Below are 18992 nucleotides of genomic sequence, written 5' to 3'. Positions count from 1 at the left end.
GAGAAGGACGCAGGCTCGGTCGCAGAATGCGACCGAGGATCAAGACTAAGGGTGTATCGTCCGCGCCGCACATTCGACGGAATAGTGACGAGGACTCGATTGCCGGGAAGCGCACTCCGGCCTCTCCGCTCACCATGGAGACGACGGTCACCGGCGTCCGTTCCCGGCGCTCATCGCCGCTCGGTAGAGCGCGGGCGCCGCGGCGGCGAGCCCGAAGAGGACGGAGCGCTTGAGGTCGCGCCGGCGCACGAGCGCGACCAGGTGCCGGAGTCCCGCCTCGTCGTGCGCGGCCCGCCAGAGCCGGTCCGCCTCCTCGGGGCTGTGCGCGCCCGAGGTGGCGTCCTTGAAGCGGGAGAGCAGGGAGAAGCGCGCGCGGTAGTAGGAGTAGTCCTGCGAGTCGAGGAGGCGCGGGTCGAGCCCGCGGGCCGTCCGCTCGATCACGGCGGCGAGCCCGGCGAGCGAGTCGGCGCGCTTCGCGCCCGAGCGGATGATCGAGCCCGAGCGGAGGCGGTACTCGTAGACGGAGTCGGGGACGACGACGACCTCGTCGGCCGCGGCGAGCAGCTGCGCGACCTGCGCCTGGTCCGAGTGCTGGCGGATCCGAGTGAAGTCGATGCCGTCGAAGAGCTCGCGGCGGAACAGCTTGTTCCAGAGGTGCCCGGTCAGCTCCCCGACCAGGAGCGCGGTGAAGGCGCCCCGGCCCGAGAGCGCGAGCGGGCCGCGCAGGGAGCCGACGGGCGTGGATCCGGTGGCGTCGACCGTGACCGCCTGGGCGACCACCACGTCGGCGCGGCCCGCCTCCCCCGCGGTGAGCATGGCCTCGACCGCGGTCTCCGGCCACTCGTCGTCGGCGTCGACCAGCCAGACCCATTCGCCGGCGGCCTCGCCGACGGCGCGCTCGCGAGCGGCGGCGACGCCCTGGTTCTCGTCCTGGCGCAGGTAGCGGATCCGCTCGTGCTCCTCGGCGAACGCGCGGCCGATCGCCTCGGTCCCGTCGGTCGAGGCGTCGTCGACCACGAGGATCTCGAGCTCGGCGTGGGTCTGCCGCAGCAGGCGCTCCAGGGCGGAGGCGAGGTGCGCCTCCTCCTGGTGCGCCGGGACCACCACCGAGACGAGGGTCACTTCTGCCCCACGACCCGGCGGAGCACCGTCTCGAGGTCGCGGCCGCTGGACTCCAGCGAGAAGCGGTCGAGCCAGCGGTCGATGCCGGTGATCTCGAGCTCGCTCGCGCGGATCAGCGCGTCGGCGAGGTCGGAGGCGGAGGGGGTGAGCGCGAGCTCGCCGGTCAGGCCGGGGACGATCGCGTCCGCGACTCCGAGCGCCCCGGACACGGCGACCGAGGGGACGCCGGCGGCGGCCGCCTCGACCAGCACGTTGCCGAAGCCCTCGCGCAGCGACGGGAGCAGCACGACGGCGTTCTCGTCGAAGTGGTGGAACCAGTCCTCGACCCAGCCCATGTCCTGGAAGTCCACGCCGCGCGCGGTCGCCTCCGCCTTCATGCTGCCGAGCAGCGGGCCGCCGCCGAAGGAGACGACCTTCGCGGGGATGCCGCGGCGCTCCAGCTCCTCGGCCGCGAGGATCGCGAGCTCGGGGCGCTTCTGGACGACGAGGCGGCAGGGCAGCACGATCTGCAGGCCCGCCGCAGTGCCGGGGGTGCGCGAGACCTGGCGGGAGCGGTCGACCTTGGCGGTCGCCGGGTTCGGCACGACGGTGCAGCGCTCGCCCGAGACGCCGAAGCCGGCGACGAGCTCGCCCGCGACGGGGTGCGAGATCGCGATGACGTGGTCGGCGCGGCGGTAGAGCGTCTTGGCGAGCCCGAGCTGCACCTTCTGGGTCCTCGAGAAGCCCGGGATGCCGAGCGAGACGAGGTTGCGCTCGCTCACGATGGTCTTCGGGCGGTCCGCCTTCGCGGTCATCTCGGCCGAGGCCAGGAGCACGATGTTCGGGTAGCCCTGCAGGGCGACCGCGACGTCGGGGGTGCGGCGGCGGAACAGCTCCTTGAGCATCCGCGCCTTGCCGACGTGGCCCTTGCCCTCGCCGATGCGGTGCAGCACCGCGCCCTCGGGGAGGTACTCGTCCGTGCCCTTCACCGAGGTGGTGACCACGTCGACGTAGTGGCCCTGCTCGAGGAGCCAGCCCATCCAGGTGCGGGCGACGAACTCGGCCCCGCCGCCGTGCAGCGACGTGACGACGAACATGATCCGCATGCGCGGTCCCTTCTCCTGCGCCGCGCTCATCGCACGACCTCCGCGCCGAGGCCGCGGGTGTTGAGCGCCGAGAGGCGGCGCACCTCGGGCATGGCCGCGTCGATGGTGGCGCGCACGCCGCCGTCGCCCGGCTCCGCGAGGATGCGGTCGATCACCGGGAGGACGCGGTCGGCGAAGCCGGGGACCGGCTCGACGCACAGCTGCGGCAGGCCGATGAGGCGCATGATGCCCTCGACCTTGCCCTGGGTGGCGAGGGTGATCGCGGGGACGCCGAGCGAGAGCGACATGATCGCGAGGTGCATCCGCCCGGTGACGGTCAGCAGGGCGTCCTCGGCGAGGCCGCGGATCTCGGCGGGCATGAGCACACGGTCGACGACGGTGACGCCCTCGGTTCCCACGCGCTCGGCGACCGCGCGGACGGCCACCTTGTCGTCGCCGATGGGGCGGGAGACGTGCGGGAGGAGCACGACGTGAACGCCGGCCGCGCGCAGGCGGTCGACGATGCGCTCGTACTCCGGCACCTGGTCGACCATGCCGGCGACGAGGGCGCTCGCGTTCACGAGCGCGAAGGGGACGCCCTCGGGCAGTCCCAGATCCTCGCGGAAGCTGCGGTCGCGGGTGCGCGCCGAGAAGACGATGTCGGTGACCTCCTCGACGCGCTGCACGCCGATGCTCCGGGCGCGCTCCGCCGAGAGCGGGTCGCGGAGCATCGGGACGACGCCGGCGCGGGAGGCGGCGATCAGGGAGCGGCGGGCGGCGAGGCGGGCCGCCGCGTTCCAGGAGAAGCCGAGGACGCGCGTGGGCACCCCTGCCTCGGCGGCGGCCTGCGCGAGCAGGGAGCGGCGGACCGAGCCGCGGAGGCTGTACTTGCCGTCCATCATGTCGGCGCCGACGACCGAGACCGAGCGGGCGCGGCGGATCAGCGCGGCGTAGGCGCGGAGATCGGCGGCGTGCGCGTCGCCCACTCCGTAGACCAGGTGCGGGAGCTCGACGACCTCGACCCGGTCGGCCTGCTCCTCGGGGATCACGACGTCGCCGGCGTAGCGCTGGACGACCACGACGGGGCCGGTGGTGTTCTCGAGGAACGCCTCCAGCATGGCCTGGTCGCCGATGTTGCCGCTGCCGGGAGCGGCGATCACGAGGTGAGACTCGGGCTCGGGTCGGAGGTCCGCGAGGGCGGCGCGGAGCACCGCCGCGTCGCGTCGGGCGGGCAGGCGGGTCGTCGTGACGAAGTCCTTCTTCCAGGACTTGACGACGCCGAGCTTGAGTTTCATCGATCTCTTTCGGTGGGAGGAACGGCGGCGGGAGGCCGCTCGGAGTCGGAGATGCCGGCCGTGACGGCTCCGTCGACCAGCGCGCTGTCGCCGGTGGGGCTGATGGCGTCGACCGTGGCCGGGGCCGGAGCGGCGGCCGGGCGGCTGCGGCGGAAGTGGCGGCGCAGGTCGGCGAGGCTGAGGATCTGGCGGCGGAACGCGGGGAGGATCAGCATCCAGAGCCCGACCCCGACCAGGACGGCGGCGCCGCCCAGGAGGAGGCGGAGGACGGGCTGGTCGGCGGCGATCCAGACGGTGGAGAAGTAGGCGCCCACCGTGATCGAGCCGAACGTGATGCCGCTGCGGAGGCCGTTGGTGAACATCTCGCGGACGGGGGCATCGGAGGTGCGGCCGATCCAGATCAGCGCGGTCGGCCAGGTGAGGGCGAGCGAGCCGGCGTACGCGACCGCGACGCCCGTCACTCCCCAGTTGGAGCCGAGCAGGATCAGGACGACCATCAGCGGGCGGGTCGCCAGGCTGTACCAGACGCTCTGGCGCACGAGACCCTTGGCGAGGAACACCCAGTTGGAGCAGTACGCCGTGGCCTGGAAGAACCCGGCCACGAGCAGGATCTGGAAGATCGGGACCGAGGCGAGCCAGCGCTCCCCCACCAGGATCCGGATGACCGAGTCGGACTGGGAGCCGAGGACGGCGAGCACGAGGCCCATCGCCGTCAGCATCGCCGACTGGCCGAAGAGGATGAACGTGCGGAACCGCTCGCGCTCGTCCTGCAGCTTGGACAGCACGGGCAGTGCCACGCGCTGCACCGGAGAGTTCAACTGCTGCAGCGGCAGCATCATCAGCTGGAACGCGCGGTTGTAGAGGCCGAGGTCGACCGGGCCGAAGCGCGCGCCGATGATGACGGAGTCGACGTTCTTGCTCACGTAGGTCAGCGCCTGGGTCGCGAAGACCCCACCTCCGTAGCGGAGGAAGTGGCCCATCGCCTCGCCGCGGCGGTAGCGGCCGGGACGCCAGCCCGTGATGAAGACCAGCATCAGCACGCTGATGAGCGGCTGCACGATCTGGCTCCCGGCCAGCGCCCAGTAGCCGGCGCCGCCGAGCGCCATCAGCACGCCGACCACGAGGCCCAGCACCTGGGCGACGATGTCGACCAGGGTGATCTTCACGAAGCGGAGGTGACGGGCGAGGTCGGCGCGGAACTGCGTCGAGATCCCGTTGAGGAGGAACGTCGAGGAGAGCACGACGGTCAGCAGCTGGAGCCGGTCGTCGCCGTAGAGGGCGGCGATCGGCCAGGAGGCCGCGATGACCACCAGGGTGAGGGTGAGGCCGATGCCCGAGTTCATCCAGAACAGGTTGCTCTTCTGGCCCGGCGTGATCTCCTTCGCCTGGATGGCGGCGGAGGAGAGGCCGAAGTCGCGGAAGATCTCGCCGATGCCGATGATCGCCGTGACCATCGCGAGCAGGCCGTAGTCGGCCGGCGAGAGCAGGCGCGCGAGGACGACGATGCCGCCCAGCTGGACGGCGATGCGGATCGCCTGCCCGCCGATGGTGACGGCGGCGCCGCGGCTCGCCGAGCGGCTGAGGCTCGGTGACGGCTTCTGCGTGGTCCCGGTCATCGGGTCGAGCCCTTCTTGGTGGCGATCGCGCCCTCGTAGGCCTTCTTGAGCTGGAGTCCGAGCACGTCCCAGTCTCGACCGGAGAGGGCGGGGAGCCCCTCCGGCGGCCGGGTGCGCGTGCGCTCGAGAGCGGCGGTGATCAGCTCGGGGGTGAGCTCGCCGTCGTACTCGATCACCCAGTCGCTGCCGACCTCCTCGGCCAGGGCCGTGTTGGTGGGCGTGCGAGGCACCAGGATCGGCCGGCCGAGCGACAGGGCGACCAGGATCGAGCCGGAGTTGTGCATCTCGCGGTAGGGAAGGACGATCAGCTCGGCCCGGCCGATCTCGTCGACCATCTCGGCGTCGTCGACCCGGCGGAGCGTGGTGCGCACCCGGGTGTCGCGGGCGGCCCGCTCCTCGACCAGCTCGCGCTGGCCCGTGCTGGGGCTGCCGACCACGTGCAGGGAGAGGGAGTCGTCCTCCACGCCGCGGAACACGTCCATCAGCTCGACGACGCCCTTGTACGGGCGGATGATGCCGAAGTAGAGGACGCGGCCGTGCTCGCGCTCGGGCAGCGGGTGCTGCGCGAACTGGTCGCGGTAGTGGCCGTGCAGCACGGTGACGGCGGGCGCCCGGCCGGGAGCGACGGTCGTCGGGTTCAGGCGGACGAACAGGTCGGTCGCGCGGTCGACCCGGGCCAGCGAGCGGCGCTCGGCGGCGGGACCGAGCTCGTGCGGGTGCAGGTTGTGCACCGTCCGCACGAGCGGGATGCGCTGGAGCGCGAGGCGCACCAGCAGCACGTCGAGGGCGCGGCGGCGGAGGAAGCGGTGCAGCGGGCTGCGGCCGCGGATCATCAGCTCGGGCCAGTGCACGTGCAGCACGTCGTAGTCGGCGAGCAGGGCGCTGCGCCAGGAGAAGAACAGCAGCTCGACGCCGGGCGCCAGGCCGTCGACGATCGAGTCGACGTACTGCGTGGTCGAGTCCGGCGGCGCGAGCGACTGCTGGACGACGAGCGCGGCCGGCGACGAGTCGTTCCTGCGGGCGAGGCGGCTCATCGCTCGCCCCGCATCCCGACGGCCATCGGCGCGTCGAAGATCCTCGCCCCGAGGGGCTGGCGCATCCGGATGCCCTTCGAGAAGTCGGGGACGTGCACCGGGTTGAGGCAGATGATGACGAGGAATCCCAGGAGCAGGTGGCTGGGGCGGACCGCGTCGATGGCGTTGTAGCCGGCGAGGCAGACCATGAAGCCGAGCAGGCCCGCCGCAGGACCGACGTCGCGACGGCTGAGCGTGGCGCCGAACATCGCGGCCACCATGATCACGAAGAGCAGCAGGCCGGGGATGCCGACGCTGATCAGCAGCTGCAGGAAAGAGTTCTCGATGACGACGTCCGAGAACCGCCTGCCGCTGATGCCGGACGTCGCCGCTCCGGAGCCGAGCCAGTGCGTGAGCTCGGCCGCCTTCAGCGACACGGTCACCGCGAGGTCGCGGGCGCCGGCCGAGATGGAGGCGTCGAGGTTGTTGTTGCGGGCGGTGACGGGCTCGAAGTTCAGGACTCCGACACCCGCGACGAGCCCGGCGATCAGGATCGAGCCGGGCCGGAGCAGCGAGCGGTTCGGGTTGAGGAAGCCCACGGCGACGAGCGCGACGATGACCGCGACGGCGATGGCCGCCATCGGTCCGCGCGAGACGGTCGCGACGACGCCGCCCGAGGCCAGGATGCCCAGCAGCAGGTCCGACTTGCGGGAGCCCTGGAGCCAGGAGCCGAACGCGAGACCGGCGCCCACCGTGAGGAAGGTGCCGGCGAGCAGCGGGTGGCCGAAGGTGATCTCGGCGCGGTAGAGCGACCAGTGCTGGTCCTGCTCGTAGCCGAGGGCGCCGTAGACGGCACCGAGGATCGGGGAGCTCTGCGCGACCAGCTCGAGGGCGGCGTAGAGGGCGAGCAGCCCCGAGAGGATCACCCACGTCTTGCGCAGCAGCACGGCCTCGCGCTGGGCGTCGAAGACGAGCATCGGCACGCCCACGCAGATCGCGAAGCTGAACATCCACGAGACGCCCTCGGTCGCGTAGGAGCTGCGCACCGTCGCCAGGGCCGACCAGAGCATGAGGGCGATGAACGCGAGGATCACCACGGCCCGCCACGGGGAGAGCACGAGCTCGCGGGTCCAGGCCTTGACGGGGGCGCGCCACAGCTCGGGAGCGAGCCCGCGCCGGATCGCCCAGATCACGAGGATGACGGCCCAGAGCGTCATGCGGAACGTCAGGGTCGAGGGGGTCAGCGGCGTCGGGACGAGCGCGAAGAACGCGAGCGCCATCGCCGGCAGCCAGTGCGCGGGGACCCGCAGCAGCACGTAGGCTCCGACGATGCCGCCGACTCCGGCGGCGATCACCAGGAGGCCGGTGCCCGGCTCCCGGGTCGAGAAGATGTACCCCATCCCGAGGACGATCACCAGGGCGACCGAGAAGAGCGCGCCGACGAGGAGTCGTCGCGGGAGGATGTCGATCACGTCAGGGAGTCCTTCTGGCGTCGGAGCGGAGTGGTGGAGGAGGGGGCGGGCGGTGCGGCACTCACGGGAGTGGTCCCGTCGGCCTCGATGAGGATCGCGATGCCCTCGCGAGCCGCCTCTCGGCGGCTGGGACGCCTGCGATGCCGTGCCCTCCTCCTCCACTGCTCGACCCTGGCGCCGACCCCCGGGGAGGAGGGGTCGCGTCGGTCCTGCCGCGGATCAGGCGGGGCCCTCCTGGAGCCAGCGGCGGAAGGTCCCGACCGAGTCCTTGTTGGTGAAGTCCGGGACGACATGGCCGCCCTCGTAGCCGGCGCTGTTGTGGTAGGCGATCGTCGCCTCCTTGGCGACGGGGAGCGCGAGGCGGCGGAGGCGTCCGCCGTGCAGCTCGGCGGGAGCGAGCTGGTCGGCCGTGCCGGCGCTGACGCGCAGACGCATGCCCTGCCAGGCGGACTGCGGCAGCCGGGCGGGGTTGGTCGCGCGCATCAGCGCCCGGTCTCCGCCGTACACCGCGAGGACGCGGTTCGGCTGGCTGTCGTCGCGCGCCGCGAGGTCCTCGACGTCGAAGACGCTGCTGGCGTGGTAGGCCCCGTAGATGTTCGGCACCATCTTCTTCGCGTAGGCCCAGCACATCATCGCGCCGCCGCCGGAGTTCGAGCGGAGGAAGCTCCCGCGGACGTTCCAGAGGCTCTGCACCCAGGCTGTGGCGGCCGTCTGCACGGCGAGCGCCGTGGGGTTGGTGTAGTTGCTCGGGCCGCCGAAGTCCGGGCAGATGCTGACGAAGCCCAGGTCGACGAGCGGATCGGCCGAGTAGAAGTAGGCCTTGTCGAGGGCCCTGAAGCTGCTGCCGCTGGCGTGGTAGAACCAGGCGACCGGCACCGAGGAGCCTGATTTCGGCTTCGCCGAGTGCGGGACGAAGAGGCGGGTGGAGTCGCTGCCGATCTTGACATCGATGATCTCGTAGGGCTTGTTGCCGCTCTTCGAGAACTTGGTGTCGAGGCGCGAGACCTCGCCCGGGAGCCTCGGGATCACGCTGTAGTTCGGCGCAGCGAGCGCCGGGGTCGCCACCAGCGCGGAGGCGGTCGCGGCGGCTCCGACAGCGGAGGCGGCGAGCAGGAGGCGGCGCGAGAGGCCGCGCGGGGTGTCAGTCATATCGAGAATCCTTCGGAGCTTTCGCCATCAGTGTCGAGTCGGCCGACCATTCCGAATTCGACGCACATGAAGTGACGTCCGGCCCCCCAACCCATTCGAGAGTGTACGGGCCGCGGATGACGCGTGGATGTCGTTCTCATCACGTCTGGTCGCTCGGGCGGGGATCAGCGGGAGGAGGGGAAGAGACGGCGGGAGAGGCCCGAGGACTTCTCGGCCGTCTCGTGCACCACGAAGGGCACGGCGGAATCGGCGGAGACGACCCGCCTCGCCGCGGCGAGTTCGAGCGTCTCGCGGGAGAGGCCCTCGATGTCGACGGTGACCGCGAGGCCGGAGTCGGCCAGGCGCGTGGCGATCTGCACCTGGTGGTCGTCGACGTGCTCGCCGAACGAGGCGCGGCGCGGGACCAGGATCGGCACCCGGCCCTGCTCGATGGCGCTGAGCGCGGTGCCCACTCCCCCGTGCGCGATGACGACGTCGGCCGCCTTCATCGCGGCGTTGAGCTCGTCGTGCGGCACGGAGTGGCGGCCGTCGATCCCGAGCCCGGAGACGTCGTTCGCTCCGGTCTGCCAGAGCACCTCCACGCCCTCGAGCAGCGGCGCGAGCGCGGCGAAGAAGCGGGGGAACGGGTAGCCGTCCTGCGTGCCGACCGAGACCACGGCGCGGCGGATCGGCTGCGGGACGACGTCCTCGACGCGGTAGGTGTCGAAGATCGAGCCGCCGAAGCTCCAGCGGTCGTCGGCCCAGGAGCGGTACTGGGTGTAGGTCGAGACGGCGGGGACCCGGGCGAGGATCCGACCGGTCATCGACGGGCCGAGCACGCGGGCGGCGCTCTCGATGTAGTGCGCGGGGATGCCGCGCGAGGCCGCGAGCGGCAGGAAGGAGAGGGCGGGGCTGGCGCCGGTGCTGAAGACGGCGTCGAAGGACCCGCGGGCCAGCAGGGAGCGGCCGATCATCGCGTTGCGGAGCACCGGCACCACGGCGCGGGGCGGCGGATCGGCGAGGTGGGTCACGCGCCGGTCGGCGAGGAGGGTGCGGCTGAGGGCGCTGTCGACGGTCGCCCAGTGCTGCTCCTCCGGGTCGACTCCGAGGAGCCCCGAGAGCGCGAACATCTCCTTGAGATGCCCGCCGCCGGAGCAGACGAAGAGATACGAAGCCATACGCGCCTTCACTGGTGATGATCGAGATAACAGGCGTGTGGATGATCGATCGTCCGCCGAGAACGACCCCCCGGTCCCTGGTGCAGAAGTCGCCCGATCATAGCAGGGAGGGTCTCCGAGGGGCACTTCTCTGAGAGAACTGTTCACCTCGCCGGAAAGCGATAGGGGCTCATTCGACAGGCGATATCCGCTCACTTCTCCGTAGGGTGGAAAGCGATATCCGCTCGATTCGGGGATGGCCGGGAACGTCGCTCGGCACCCCGATAGCGGACCGGCCGATTCCCGTCGATCACCTGCACCGCACGGGCCGCGCGCGTAGCGTCGGACCACCGGCGCAGAGGCCGGTCGACCCAGGAGGAGCGCCATGAGCGACAACGAGCAGAACAGCCCCGTGATGGACGGAGCCGAGGACGCCAGCAACGACGAGAAGCTCGGCGGCCTGATCGACCAGGTCGAGCACGACCACGGAGCCGAGGGCGCCGGCGCGATGGCCGACGCGCTCCGCGACCGCGCCGACGAGACCGACACCGAGATCACCGAGGAGTCGGACGCGTCCGGCCCGGTCGAGGACAGCGGCACCGCCCAGGTCTGAGCGACGGGGCCCGGAGGACGACTCCGGGCCCCGCTCCCTGATCGCTGGGGAGAGCGGTGGGCCCTCCGGATCGCTCGTCAGAGCGGCCCGGCGAGCGCCGCCCGATGTGCACCGGAGCGGCCCGGTGAGCGCCGCCCCACCCCCAAAGCCCTGTTTGACGGTGCGGGAGCCGCCGGTCACCATGGCCGCATGTCCTCTCTCGACGAGCTGCGCGCCACCGCGCATCCGATCCGCCTCCGCCTGCTGTCCCTGGTGACGGGAGCGGCGATGAGCGCCGCGGAGGCCGCCCGCGAGCTGCAGCTGTCGCAGGCGACGGCGAGCTACCACTTCCGCGTGCTGGAGCGCGCCGGGCTCGTGGCCGTCGTCGAGACCGTGCGCCTGCGGGGCGGCGAGGCGAAGAGGTACCGGCACGAGGCCTCCGGAAGGCCCTTCGACGTGACCGCGTCAGTGGACGCCGGGCCGGAGGAGGAGCGGGACCTGCACCTCGAGGCCCTGATCGAGGAGCTCCGGCGGCGCTCGTCGAGCCGGGCGGACGGTCCTCAGCTCTCGACGGACGCGGAGCTCTGGGTCGACCCCGAGGTCTGGCGGCGGGTCGTGCGGCACGTCGGGGAGGCGTCCGCGCTGCTGCACGCGGCGGCCCGGCCGCCGAGGACGCCCGGTACCGCGCCGGTGTCGATGACGACCGCGATGTTCCCGCTCCGCCGGCCGTGACCCGCGACGGGCGGGGGCCGCTGGCGCACGGTCCTCTTGCGCACGGCCCCTTCCGCTGGCTCCTCGCCGCCCGCACGACCGGCGTCCTCGGCAACGCCGTCGCTCCGATCGCCCTGGCCTTCGCCGTGCTGGACCTGACGGGCTCGCCGACGGACCTCGGACTCGTCGTCGCCGCGCGCTCCCTCGCCAACGTCGCCGTCCTGCTGCTCGGCGGCGTCCTCGCCGACCGGCTCCCCCGCTCCGTGATCCTCGTCGGCACCTCGCTCGCGGCAGCAGCCACTCAGGCCGCGGTCGCCGTGACGGTGATCACGGGGACGGCGACCGTCGCGGCCCTGGTCGTGCTCAGCGTGCTCAACGGCGCCGTCGCGGCGATGAGCCTGCCCGCCGCGGCCGCCCTCGTCCCCGAGACGGTGCCGGTCGGCGAGCTCCGCCCGGCCAACGCCCTGCTCCGCCTGGGCCTGAACGCCGGGAGCATCGTCGGCGCCTCGGGCGGAGCCGCGCTCGTCGCACTGGTGGGTCCCGGGTGGGGGCTGGCGGTCGACGCCGCTGGCTTCGCCCTGGCCGCGGTCCTCTACTCCCGTGTGCGGCTGCCGCGGACGGTCCGCTCGGGCCCGGGCGCCTCCGTCCTCGCCGACCTCCGCGAGGGGTGGCGGGAGTTCACGAGCCGGCGCTGGGTGTGGATCGTCGTGGCGCAGTTCACCGCCGTCAACGCCGCGTTCGTCGGCGCGACCACGGTCCTCGGCCCGGTCGTCGCCGACCGGTCCTTCGGCCGAGCGGCATGGGGACTCGTGATCGCCGCGCAGACCGTCGGCCTGGTGATCGGGGCCGTGATCGCGCTGCGCTGGCGGCCCCGCCGGGCGCTCGGGGCGGGCGTCGCCCTCATGGCGGTGACGGCCGTCCCGGTCGCCGCCCTCGGGATCCTCCCGGCGCTCCCCGCCCTCCTCCTCGCCTTCGCCCTCGGCGGAGTCGCGCTCGAGATCTTCGCCATCGCCTGGGACCAGTCGCTGCAGACCCACGTCCCGCGCGAGGCGCTCGCCCGGGTTTACTCCTACGACATGGTCGGCTCCTTCCTCGCCGTGCCGCTCGGGGAGGCGCTCGTGGGCCCGCTCGCCGACCTCGTCGGGCTCGACCGCACCCTGCTCGGCTGCGCCGCGGTCGTCCTCGTCGCCTCGCTCCTCGCGGCCTCCAGCAGGAGCGTCCGCGGGGTGGGCACGGACCGTCCGCGGCCGCAGACGCTCTAGCGCGTCCCGGGAGGCGCGGGTGAGGGGACGACCGGTCGGAGGTGTCGGAGAATCGCGGCCGCGACCGCCCCGGGGGCCTCGCGCTGCACGAAGTGGCCGACGCCGTCGAGCTCGATCAGCTCCCGGCCTGCGGAGAAGTACCGGCCGTTCGCCCGTGCGAGGGCGGGCGTCTCGCAGCCGTCGGCCGTCCCGAGGAGGAAGGTCGTCGGCGCGTCGAGGCGCGGCCAGGCGTCGAGGGCCTCCTGCGCGGCGCGGTACACGGCCCGGCCGGGCGCCTCCCCGGCGCCGTGCCGGTAGTAGTCGACGACGGTGTCGGCGAAGCCGCTGGTCGCCGTCGCCGCGAGGACCTCCTCCAGGGCCTCCGACGGGAGGGAGCCCGGAGGCGACCACTCCCGCCAGGCCCAGCGGACGAGCTGCGCCGGGTCGCCCCGGAACGCCTCCGCTCCCGCGGCCGTGCAGAGCCAGTAGCGGTACCAGGCCGCGGCGGCGTCGTCGAGGACCTCGCCGCCGCTCAGCTCGCTCGACGGTCCGTACGCGGTGGCGAGGGTGACCAGTGCGCCGACCCGCTCGGGCGCGAGCGCCGCGACGGCGTGAGCGCTCCGTGCTCCCCAGTCGTGGCCGACGAGCACGACAGGCCCGAGGTCGAGCGCCTCGAGGAGATCGAGCAGGTCGGTGGCCAGCGCGGCCACCTGCCCGGACCGCGCCCCGGGGTCGACGACGCGAGTCCGCCCGACCCCGCGCAGGAAGGGGCGCACCACCCGGAGCCCGGGGGGAAGCAGCTCCAGGACGTCGTCCCAGGTGGCGGGGACGTCGGGGAAGCCGTGCACGAGCACGAGCGGAGTGCCGTCCACCGGTCCCTCGTCGAGGTAGTGGATGTCGGTGAAGCGCGTGGACAGGACGCGCGCACCTGTCCCCTCCTGCTCCGGCCCGTCCGAACGGGAGTGCCGCGGCCCGCTCACGGGCGGTAGAGGGAGTCGACGGGGACCTCGCGGCTCGAGCCGTCCCGGGTGGTGATCGTGACCGTGCCGGCGGGCCCGGCGGCGAGACCGTCGGACGAGGGCCACCAGGCGGTCCAGGAGCCGCCCTCGAGGGTCGCGACGACCGGCTCGACGCCGGCCTCGTTCAGCACCACCGATTCCACGTCCGCGCCCGCGAAGCCGACCGCGTAGATCAGAGCGGCGTCCCCCTCTCCGACGGTTCCGGCCGAGCTGAGCTGGACGGCGTCCGCGGCGAGGGGGCCGACCGGTGCGGCGTCCGCCACCTCCCACATCCCCGCGCCGTTCCCGGCGCTGAGGCAGTAGTAGAGGGAGTCGTCGAAGCGGTAGATCATCGAGGCGGCGTCGCCGCGCGCGTCGAGGTGCGAGACCTCCGCCGGCCCGGCCTCGCCGTTGGGGCTCTGCAGGTTCGTCGCGCACCACTGCGTCGCCGACTGCCCGAGCTCGGAGCTCGGCAGGATGCGCTCGGGGATCGCGGTCCAGGAGGCGAGCACCGCGCGGTTCAGCCCGACGGAGCCGGTGCCGGGGATGAGACCCGGGACCACGACGACCACCGCGGCTGCGGCTGCGGCGGCCAGGAGCACGGTCGCCGCGCCGGCGACGGCCCAGTCGCGGGGGCGGAAGAAACGGGGAGCGGCCGCGTCCTCGCTGACCAGGATCTCGCCGAGGAGCGCGTCCCGACGTGCGGCCTCGGCAGCGGTGAGGGAGGTGCGGGGCTCGGCGTCGTGGGCGCGGAGCAGGTCGAGGAGCTGGTCGGTCATGAGAGGGTCCGTTCTGCCGTGCCGGAGAGGATGGTGGAGTCGAGGGGGGCGAGCAGCGCCGCCAGCCGCCGCTTCGCGCGGGTGAGCCGCATCGCGTAGGCGGTCCGGGAGCAGCCGAGCACCTGCGCCGCCTCGGCCTGCGGGAGGTCCTCCCACACGTGGAGGGCCAGAGCCTCCTGCTCGACGAGGGGCAGCCGCTTCCACGCGCTCTCCAGGTCGAGGCGGTCGCCGACCGACGGGTCGGCCTGCTCCTCCGCGGCGAGGGTCCCGATCCGCACGGCCAGCGCCTGCCGGCGGTTCTCGCCGCGGGCGGCGTTGAGGATCGCGTGCCGGGCCGTGCCGAACAGCCAGGGCCGCACGTTCTCCGGCAGGTCCTGCCGGCGACGCCAGGCGGCGAGGAAGGTCTCGCCGACGATGTCGTCGACCGTCGCGGCGGGAGCGCGGCGGCGGACGAAGCGGGGCAGGTCGTCGTAGTGGGCGCGGTACAGCTCGGAGAAGTCGTCTCGGGAGCGGATGCTCATGGTTCCCCTTTCGCGGAGTCACAGGTACATGTCCGGCTGCGGCGGCGGTGCAACATCCGTGTCGGCGGGAGTCCCGCTGGGGCGGTGGCCGCGGCGTCCTGCGCGGCGCTCCGTGTCCGGGCAGGATCCACCGCGCGGGGGAGGTCCTGCGAGCGGCAGGCGGCGATCCGTGTCGACCGCACGCCGGAGAGGAGGGGCCCTCGGCGGGTGGCGGGCTGTCGGAGGGAGCAGCGGACGCGCGGTCATCCCCGAGGCGCACCGGACGCGACTCCCGGACGACGCACCGGACTCCTCCGGCCCGGGACTCTGCAGAACGCCGCCGAGCCTCTGCTCCCGGCGCCCGTCCCGCCCCAGGAGACCCTCGTGAACCGCGCCCTCGCCCTCGCCGCCGCCTCAGCCCTCGTGGTCGTCGATGTCGTCCAGCACGCCGCTGACGCCCGATGACCGGCTCCGGGAAGCCGGCCGGCGATCAGGCTCCGCTCCGCCTCACGCTCGTGCACGTCGACTTCTGGTCGGCCGTGAAGCTCTCGTTCCTGCTCGGCCTCGCGCTCGCGGTACTCGGCCTCGTCGCCGTCCTGGTCGCCCATCCGCTGCTCGTGCACTCGGACCTCTTCACCCAGGCCGACACGCTCCTCGGGCAGGTCGTCGGCGATCAGATCGACCTCGACGCGATCCTCTCGCTGCCGAACGTGCTGGGCTTCGCGCTCGTCGGAGCCGTGCTGAACACCGTCGTCGCCACCGCCCTGGGCGGGGTGGGGGCGCTGCTCTTCGGATCCGCCGCCGCCCTCGCGGGCGGGCTCCCGGTCGGCCTCGCTCGGCAGTGAGGGGCTCCGCTCCGACTGGGCCGCGAGCCCTCCCTCGGGAACCGGGGACGGACGGTCGTCACCGAGGAGCGGCGCCTGCTCGGGCTCAGCGGCGACGACCATGTCGCGCCCGGACGCGGGGGTGAGGAGCTCGCGCAGCCAGAGGCGGTTCACGGCGTGCAGACGGGGATGATCGAAGCGGTATTCCAGCACCGCGTTCGGCTGCACGAGGATCGCGTGCGAGCGCGGCTCCGACTCCTGCAGCGTCCTCCAGGTCAAGCGGAACGGCTGCCCCTGCTCCATCCGCGCGCGCACGGCGATCCGCACGTTCGCGAGCGTCCGGCCCTCGAACTCGATCCGGCGCCGCCAGGCGCCGAAGATCAGCACTCCCACGGGGGCTCTCCTCATCGTGTCGGTCGAGCAGCCCGCAGAACGGCGGGGGCGGCGGGCGCGAGGCTCGCAGGGCCGGACCGCCATCGGACGGTCCGGTCGTGGGGACCGGAGTAGAGGTGGGTCCGAGGCTGGTCCCTTCCCGGAGGTGCGCGGACGGAGTGCGCTCCCGCGTCAGTCGGCGAAGATGGCGCCGACCGGCTCGCGCTTCTCGGCCTGGAAGCGGTCCTCGGCGCGGCCGAGAGCCCAATAGGCCGAGAGCGAGAGCGCCCGGCGCTCCACGCCCCACTCGTCCTGCAGGAGGGCGCGCAGCTGCTTCATCGCGGTGCGCTCGCCGTGCGCGAAGACCTCGAGCACGCACTCGGGCCTCGGCTCGGCCCGGACGGCCGCGACCAGCGCCCGGCCGGCCTCGAGACCGCCGCGGTGCAGCCAGCGCACCTCCACTCCGGCCGGGGCGGGAAGATCGAGCTCGTCGGCGGCCGAGTCGACCTCGATCAGGACCAGGCCGCGGGCGTGCGCGGGCATCCCCTCGAGGGCGGAGGCGATCGCCGGCAGAGCGGAGTCGTCGCCGAGCAGCAGGTGCACGGCCTCGGGGTCGGCGCTCGGCGACCAGGCGCCACCGGGCGCGGAGAGGGCGATACGGTCGCCGGGTGCCGCGGCGAGCGCCCACGGCCCCGCCACCCCTTCGTCGCCGTGCACGACGAAGTCGACGGCGATCGAGCGCCGCTCGAGGTCGACCGAGCGGACGGTGTAGGTGCGGCGCACGGGCAGCTGCTCGGGGGCGACGCTGGCCCGGAGCGCGTCGAGGTCGAAGGGCGGCTGGAGGTCGGAGCCGCGCGGCGGGAGCAGGAGCTTCGCGTAGCGGTCGGTCGCGGCGAGGCGCTCGGGGTCGGACTCGGCGAGGAACGCGTCGAGCCCGTCGCCGCCGAGGTGCACGCGGATCAGGTGGCCGGTGAGGCGCTCGGTCCGCAGCACGGTGAGCACGTGCTGGCTGCGGGCACGGCGCGGGCGGTCGGGGGACGGGGCGGCGTCGGTCATCCGTCCAGCATGCCCGGTCGTGCTCGGTGCGGGCCGAGTGCAGGCCGCTCGCGGGCGGGCGCCGAGGGGTCACGATCGGTCGCTTCGGGAGGGAGGAAGGAGCCGTTCGTGACGCATCGGAGCAGGCCGATGCGAGGCCGGGACGTCGCGGCGGTGCCGAGCGCGAGGCGGCGGCGCGGGCGCGCGTACGGACGAGTGGGCGCCGAGGGGTCACGAACGGTTGCTTCCGACGGGCGGAGGGGACCGTTATCGACGCATCGGAGCGGGCCGGGGGCACGGCCGGGACATCCCGGCGCCGAGCGCGAGGCGGCGGCGCGGGCGCGCGTGCGGACGAGCGGGCGTCGAAGGGTCACGAACGGTCGCTTCGGGAGGGAGGAAGGAGCCGTTCGTGACGCATCTGAGCAGGCCGAGGCGAGGCCGGGGCATCGCGGCGGGGATCCGCGCGAGGCGGCGGCGCGGGCGGGCGTACGGACGAGCGGGCACCGAGGGGTCACGAACGGTCGCTTCGGGAGGACGGAAGGAGCCGTTCGTGACGCATCGGAGCAGGCCGGGGCGAGGCCGGGGCATCGCGGCGGGGATCCGCGCGAGGCGGCGGCGCGGGCGGGCGCTGATCCGTCGCTCACGGCCCGCGGAGGAGCGCAGGACGGGCCGTCAGCGACGGATCGGAGCGGGCGGCCGGAGGCCGGGCCGACGGAGCGGAGCGGACAGCAGCGCCCGTCGGCGGAGCGGGCGGCGCCGCGGCCGGTCAGCGACGGGTGGGAGCGGGCCGCCGGAGGCCCGGACCGACGGAGCGGAGCGGACAGCAGCGCACGTCGGCGGAGCGGGCGACGCCGCGGCCGGTCAGCCCGGCGCCCGCGGGCGGGGCGGGCGGCGCCGCGGCCGACGGAGGGGAGCGGACAGCAGCGCACGTCGGCGGAGCGGGTGGCGCCCCGGCGGACGGCCCGGCCGACGGCCCGGCGGGCGGCCGGTGGCGCGAGGTGCGCTCGCGCGGGGCGCGGCGGCGGGGGCGCGCCTACTCTCGCGGGATGACTGCGACGGCTCCGCGACTCCGGCACGACCGACTGGTCGCCCCCGACGTGCTGCGCGGAGTGGCGGTGGCGGCCATGCTCGTCGCGCACGCGATGCCGCTCGTGCCGAGCGCCCGCACGGGGGTCGTCGGGTTCCTGGCGTGGAACGTCAACGATCTCGCGTCACCGCTGTTCGCGCTGGTGATGGGGATGTCGGCGGCCCTGGTGCTCGCGCGGCCCGGTGCCTCCCCCGGGCGGGTGCTGCTGCGGAACGCGATCCGCGGCGCGGTGCTCGTGGCGCTCGGCGTCTGGCTCGAGACCTGGGGCAGCTGGATCGCGATCGTGCTGCAGTACCTCGGCGTCGTGCTCGTGCTCGGCACGCCGCTGCTGCTCCTCCGCTCCCGGATCATCGCCGCGCTGGCCGCCGTGCTCGCGCTCGCCGCCGGGCCCGTGAACGCCGCGGTCGCCGCCGCCGCACCCGGCTCTCCGCTCGCCGTCTGGCTCTTCACCGGGCCGAGCTACCGCGCGACCAACCTGCTCCCCTTCTTCCTCCTCGGAGCCCTGCTGCTGCGGCACGGCGCGCAGCGCGACCGGCTGCTGCCGGTGCTCGCGGCGGTCGCGGTCGTCGCGTACCCGGTGCGGCCGCTGGTCGCGCTCCTGCTCGGCGTGGAGTCGCCCTCCGGCAGCCTCCCGGACACCCTGCACGACCTCGGGCTCGTGCTCCTGGCCTACGTCGCGGTGGTGCTGTCGACCACGTCGCGCTCCCCCGCTGTCCAGCGGCTGCTGGTGCCGCTCCGGGCGATCGGCACGCTCGCGCTCTCGATCTACGTGCTGCAGGTGGCTCTCGTCGCAGCGCTCGCGCGGGCGGGCCTCGGCTACTCCGCCGACACTCCGCTCGCCGCTCTCGCCCTCGTGCTCGGTTTGTGCACGGCCGCCGTGCTGTGGTGGCGGTTCCTCGGTGCCGGCCCCGTCGAGCGGCTGACGGCGCGGCTCACCGGGCTCGTGCCGCGCTGAGCCCCCGGCGGCCCGGACGAAGCCCGCTGCG

At 73.7% G+C, this 18992-nt stretch carries 17 protein-coding genes; 5 read left to right on the top strand and 12 right to left on the bottom strand.

The features are described 5' to 3' along the window. Positions 1 to 147 precede the first annotated feature (147 nt). The 8 genes from C5C56_RS11610 to C5C56_RS11575 all read right to left on the bottom strand — a co-directional run bounded on the left by C5C56_RS11610 (position 148) and on the right by C5C56_RS11575 (position 9888). Positions 148 to 1122: a glycosyltransferase family 2 protein gene (locus C5C56_RS11610; protein WP_104263236.1), complete on the bottom strand. Its 975-nt coding sequence runs from the start codon at positions 1120 to 1122 to the stop codon at positions 148 to 150. Further along, positions 1119 to 2237: a glycosyltransferase gene (locus tag C5C56_RS11605; RefSeq protein WP_104263235.1), complete on the bottom strand. Its 1119-nt coding sequence runs from the start codon at positions 2235 to 2237 to the stop codon at positions 1119 to 1121. The genes C5C56_RS11610 and C5C56_RS11605 overlap by 4 nt, the downstream gene beginning before the upstream one ends. Continuing rightward, positions 2234 to 3481, bottom strand: a complete 1248-nt coding sequence (locus tag C5C56_RS11600) for a polysaccharide pyruvyl transferase family protein (protein ID WP_104288120.1) — start codon at positions 3479 to 3481, stop codon at positions 2234 to 2236. Before C5C56_RS11600 ends, C5C56_RS11605 begins: the two co-directional genes overlap by 4 nt. After that, complete coding sequence (locus tag C5C56_RS11595; RefSeq protein ID WP_104319637.1) at positions 3478 to 5097, bottom strand: lipopolysaccharide biosynthesis protein; 1620 nt, start codon at positions 5095 to 5097, stop codon at positions 3478 to 3480. Before C5C56_RS11595 ends, C5C56_RS11600 begins: the two co-directional genes overlap by 4 nt. Further along, positions 5094 to 6131, bottom strand: coding sequence for a glycosyltransferase (locus C5C56_RS11590; protein ID WP_104226616.1), 1038 nt, complete (start codon positions 6129 to 6131; stop codon positions 5094 to 5096). Before C5C56_RS11590 ends, C5C56_RS11595 begins: the two co-directional genes overlap by 4 nt. Beyond that, positions 6128 to 7582: an O-antigen ligase gene (locus tag C5C56_RS11585; protein WP_104319636.1), complete on the bottom strand. Its 1455-nt coding sequence runs from the start codon at positions 7580 to 7582 to the stop codon at positions 6128 to 6130. The genes C5C56_RS11590 and C5C56_RS11585 overlap by 4 nt, the downstream gene beginning before the upstream one ends. A gap of 219 nt (positions 7583 to 7801) precedes the next feature. After that, complete coding sequence (locus tag C5C56_RS11580; RefSeq protein WP_104226614.1) at positions 7802 to 8731, bottom strand: S9 family peptidase; 930 nt, start codon at positions 8729 to 8731, stop codon at positions 7802 to 7804. A gap of 164 nt (positions 8732 to 8895) precedes the next feature. Next, positions 8896 to 9888 (bottom strand): glycosyltransferase, encoded by a 993-nt coding sequence (locus C5C56_RS11575; RefSeq protein ID WP_104260670.1) that lies wholly within the window; start codon positions 9886 to 9888, stop codon positions 8896 to 8898. 364 nt (positions 9889 to 10252) lie between these two features. On the opposite strand from C5C56_RS11575, the gene C5C56_RS11570 reads away from it, so the two are divergent. The 3 genes from C5C56_RS11570 to C5C56_RS11560 all read left to right on the top strand — a co-directional run bounded on the left by C5C56_RS11570 (position 10253) and on the right by C5C56_RS11560 (position 12432). Next, positions 10253 to 10480: a hypothetical protein gene (locus C5C56_RS11570; protein WP_104222474.1), complete on the top strand. Its 228-nt coding sequence runs from the start codon at positions 10253 to 10255 to the stop codon at positions 10478 to 10480. Positions 10481 to 10669: 189 nt separating this feature from the next. Then, positions 10670 to 11191 (top strand): helix-turn-helix domain-containing protein, encoded by a 522-nt coding sequence (locus tag C5C56_RS11565; protein ID WP_104222473.1) that lies wholly within the window; start codon positions 10670 to 10672, stop codon positions 11189 to 11191. Next, the gene (locus C5C56_RS11560; RefSeq protein ID WP_258065665.1) at positions 11188 to 12432 is read left to right on the top strand and encodes an MFS transporter; all 1245 of its coding nucleotides are present in this window, start codon (positions 11188 to 11190) and stop codon (positions 12430 to 12432) included. The genes C5C56_RS11565 and C5C56_RS11560 overlap by 4 nt, the downstream gene beginning before the upstream one ends. On the opposite strand, the gene C5C56_RS11555 is transcribed toward C5C56_RS11560, so the two are convergent. From C5C56_RS11555 to C5C56_RS11550, 3 genes are read right to left on the bottom strand one after another with little or no spacing between them, the layout of a single operon-like run. Beyond that, a complete protein-coding gene (locus C5C56_RS11555) occupies positions 12429 to 13391 on the bottom strand; it encodes an alpha/beta fold hydrolase (protein ID WP_181137590.1) in 963 nt (320 codons plus the stop codon). The two genes, C5C56_RS11560 and C5C56_RS11555, sit on opposite strands and share 4 nt — an antisense overlap. After that, positions 13388 to 14188 carry a hypothetical protein gene (locus C5C56_RS17900; RefSeq protein WP_181137589.1) on the bottom strand — a complete coding sequence of 267 codons (801 nt, stop codon included), beginning with the start codon at positions 14186 to 14188 and terminating at the stop codon, positions 13388 to 13390. The genes C5C56_RS11555 and C5C56_RS17900 overlap by 4 nt, the downstream gene beginning before the upstream one ends. Then, a complete protein-coding gene (locus C5C56_RS11550; RefSeq protein ID WP_104319633.1) occupies positions 14185 to 14709 on the bottom strand; it encodes an RNA polymerase sigma factor in 525 nt (174 codons plus the stop codon). Before C5C56_RS11550 ends, C5C56_RS17900 begins: the two co-directional genes overlap by 4 nt. Before the next feature lie 440 nt (positions 14710 to 15149). Between C5C56_RS11550 and C5C56_RS11545 the strand changes: the two genes are divergently transcribed. Then, complete coding sequence (locus C5C56_RS11545; protein WP_104319632.1) at positions 15150 to 15533, top strand: DUF3566 domain-containing protein; 384 nt, start codon at positions 15150 to 15152, stop codon at positions 15531 to 15533. A 543-nt stretch (positions 15534 to 16076) separates the two neighbouring features. On the opposite strand, the gene C5C56_RS11540 is transcribed toward C5C56_RS11545, so the two are convergent. Beyond that, positions 16077 to 16940: a siderophore-interacting protein gene (locus C5C56_RS11540; protein ID WP_104319631.1), complete on the bottom strand. Its 864-nt coding sequence runs from the start codon at positions 16938 to 16940 to the stop codon at positions 16077 to 16079. 1025 nt (positions 16941 to 17965) lie between these two features. Between C5C56_RS11540 and C5C56_RS11535 the strand changes: the two genes are divergently transcribed. Further along, positions 17966 to 18961: a DUF418 domain-containing protein gene (locus tag C5C56_RS11535; protein ID WP_104267454.1), complete on the top strand. Its 996-nt coding sequence runs from the start codon at positions 17966 to 17968 to the stop codon at positions 18959 to 18961. Positions 18962 to 18992 lie beyond the last annotated feature (31 nt).

Source organism: Rathayibacter sp. AY1D1, assembly GCF_002932635.1.
In the GTDB taxonomy this organism is placed as follows: domain Bacteria; phylum Actinomycetota; class Actinomycetes; order Actinomycetales; family Microbacteriaceae; genus Rathayibacter.
Note: the sequence above shows the minus strand (reverse complement) of the source record. Positions and strands in the feature narration are given on the sequence as shown.

Coding starts and splice junctions, on each gene's coding strand:
- C5C56_RS11605 (WP_104263235.1), bottom strand. CDS start 2,237: ATGAGCGCGGCGCAGGAGAAGGGACCGCGCATGCGGATCATGTTCGTC.
- C5C56_RS11600 (WP_104288120.1), bottom strand. CDS start 3,481: ATGAAACTCAAGCTCGGCGTCGTCAAGTCCTGGAAGAAGGACTTCGTC.
- C5C56_RS11595 (WP_104319637.1), bottom strand. CDS start 5,097: ATGACCGGGACCACGCAGAAGCCGTCACCGAGCCTCAGCCGCTCGGCG.
- C5C56_RS11590 (WP_104226616.1), bottom strand. CDS start 6,131: ATGAGCCGCCTCGCCCGCAGGAACGACTCGTCGCCGGCCGCGCTCGTC.
- C5C56_RS11580 (WP_104226614.1), bottom strand. CDS start 8,731: ATGACTGACACCCCGCGCGGCCTCTCGCGCCGCCTCCTGCTCGCCGCC.
- C5C56_RS11575 (WP_104260670.1), bottom strand. CDS start 9,888: ATGGCTTCGTATCTCTTCGTCTGCTCCGGCGGCGGGCATCTCAAGGAG.
- C5C56_RS11570 (WP_104222474.1), top strand. CDS start 10,253: ATGAGCGACAACGAGCAGAACAGCCCCGTGATGGACGGAGCCGAGGAC.
- C5C56_RS11565 (WP_104222473.1), top strand. CDS start 10,670: ATGTCCTCTCTCGACGAGCTGCGCGCCACCGCGCATCCGATCCGCCTC.
- C5C56_RS17900 (WP_181137589.1), bottom strand. CDS start 14,188: ATGACCGACCAGCTCCTCGACCTGCTCCGCGCCCACGACGCCGAGCCC.
- C5C56_RS11550 (WP_104319633.1), bottom strand. CDS start 14,709: ATGAGCATCCGCTCCCGAGACGACTTCTCCGAGCTGTACCGCGCCCAC.
- C5C56_RS11545 (WP_104319632.1), top strand. CDS start 15,150: ATGACCGGCTCCGGGAAGCCGGCCGGCGATCAGGCTCCGCTCCGCCTC.
- C5C56_RS11540 (WP_104319631.1), bottom strand. CDS start 16,940: ATGACCGACGCCGCCCCGTCCCCCGACCGCCCGCGCCGTGCCCGCAGC.
- C5C56_RS11535 (WP_104267454.1), top strand. CDS start 17,966: ATGACTGCGACGGCTCCGCGACTCCGGCACGACCGACTGGTCGCCCCC.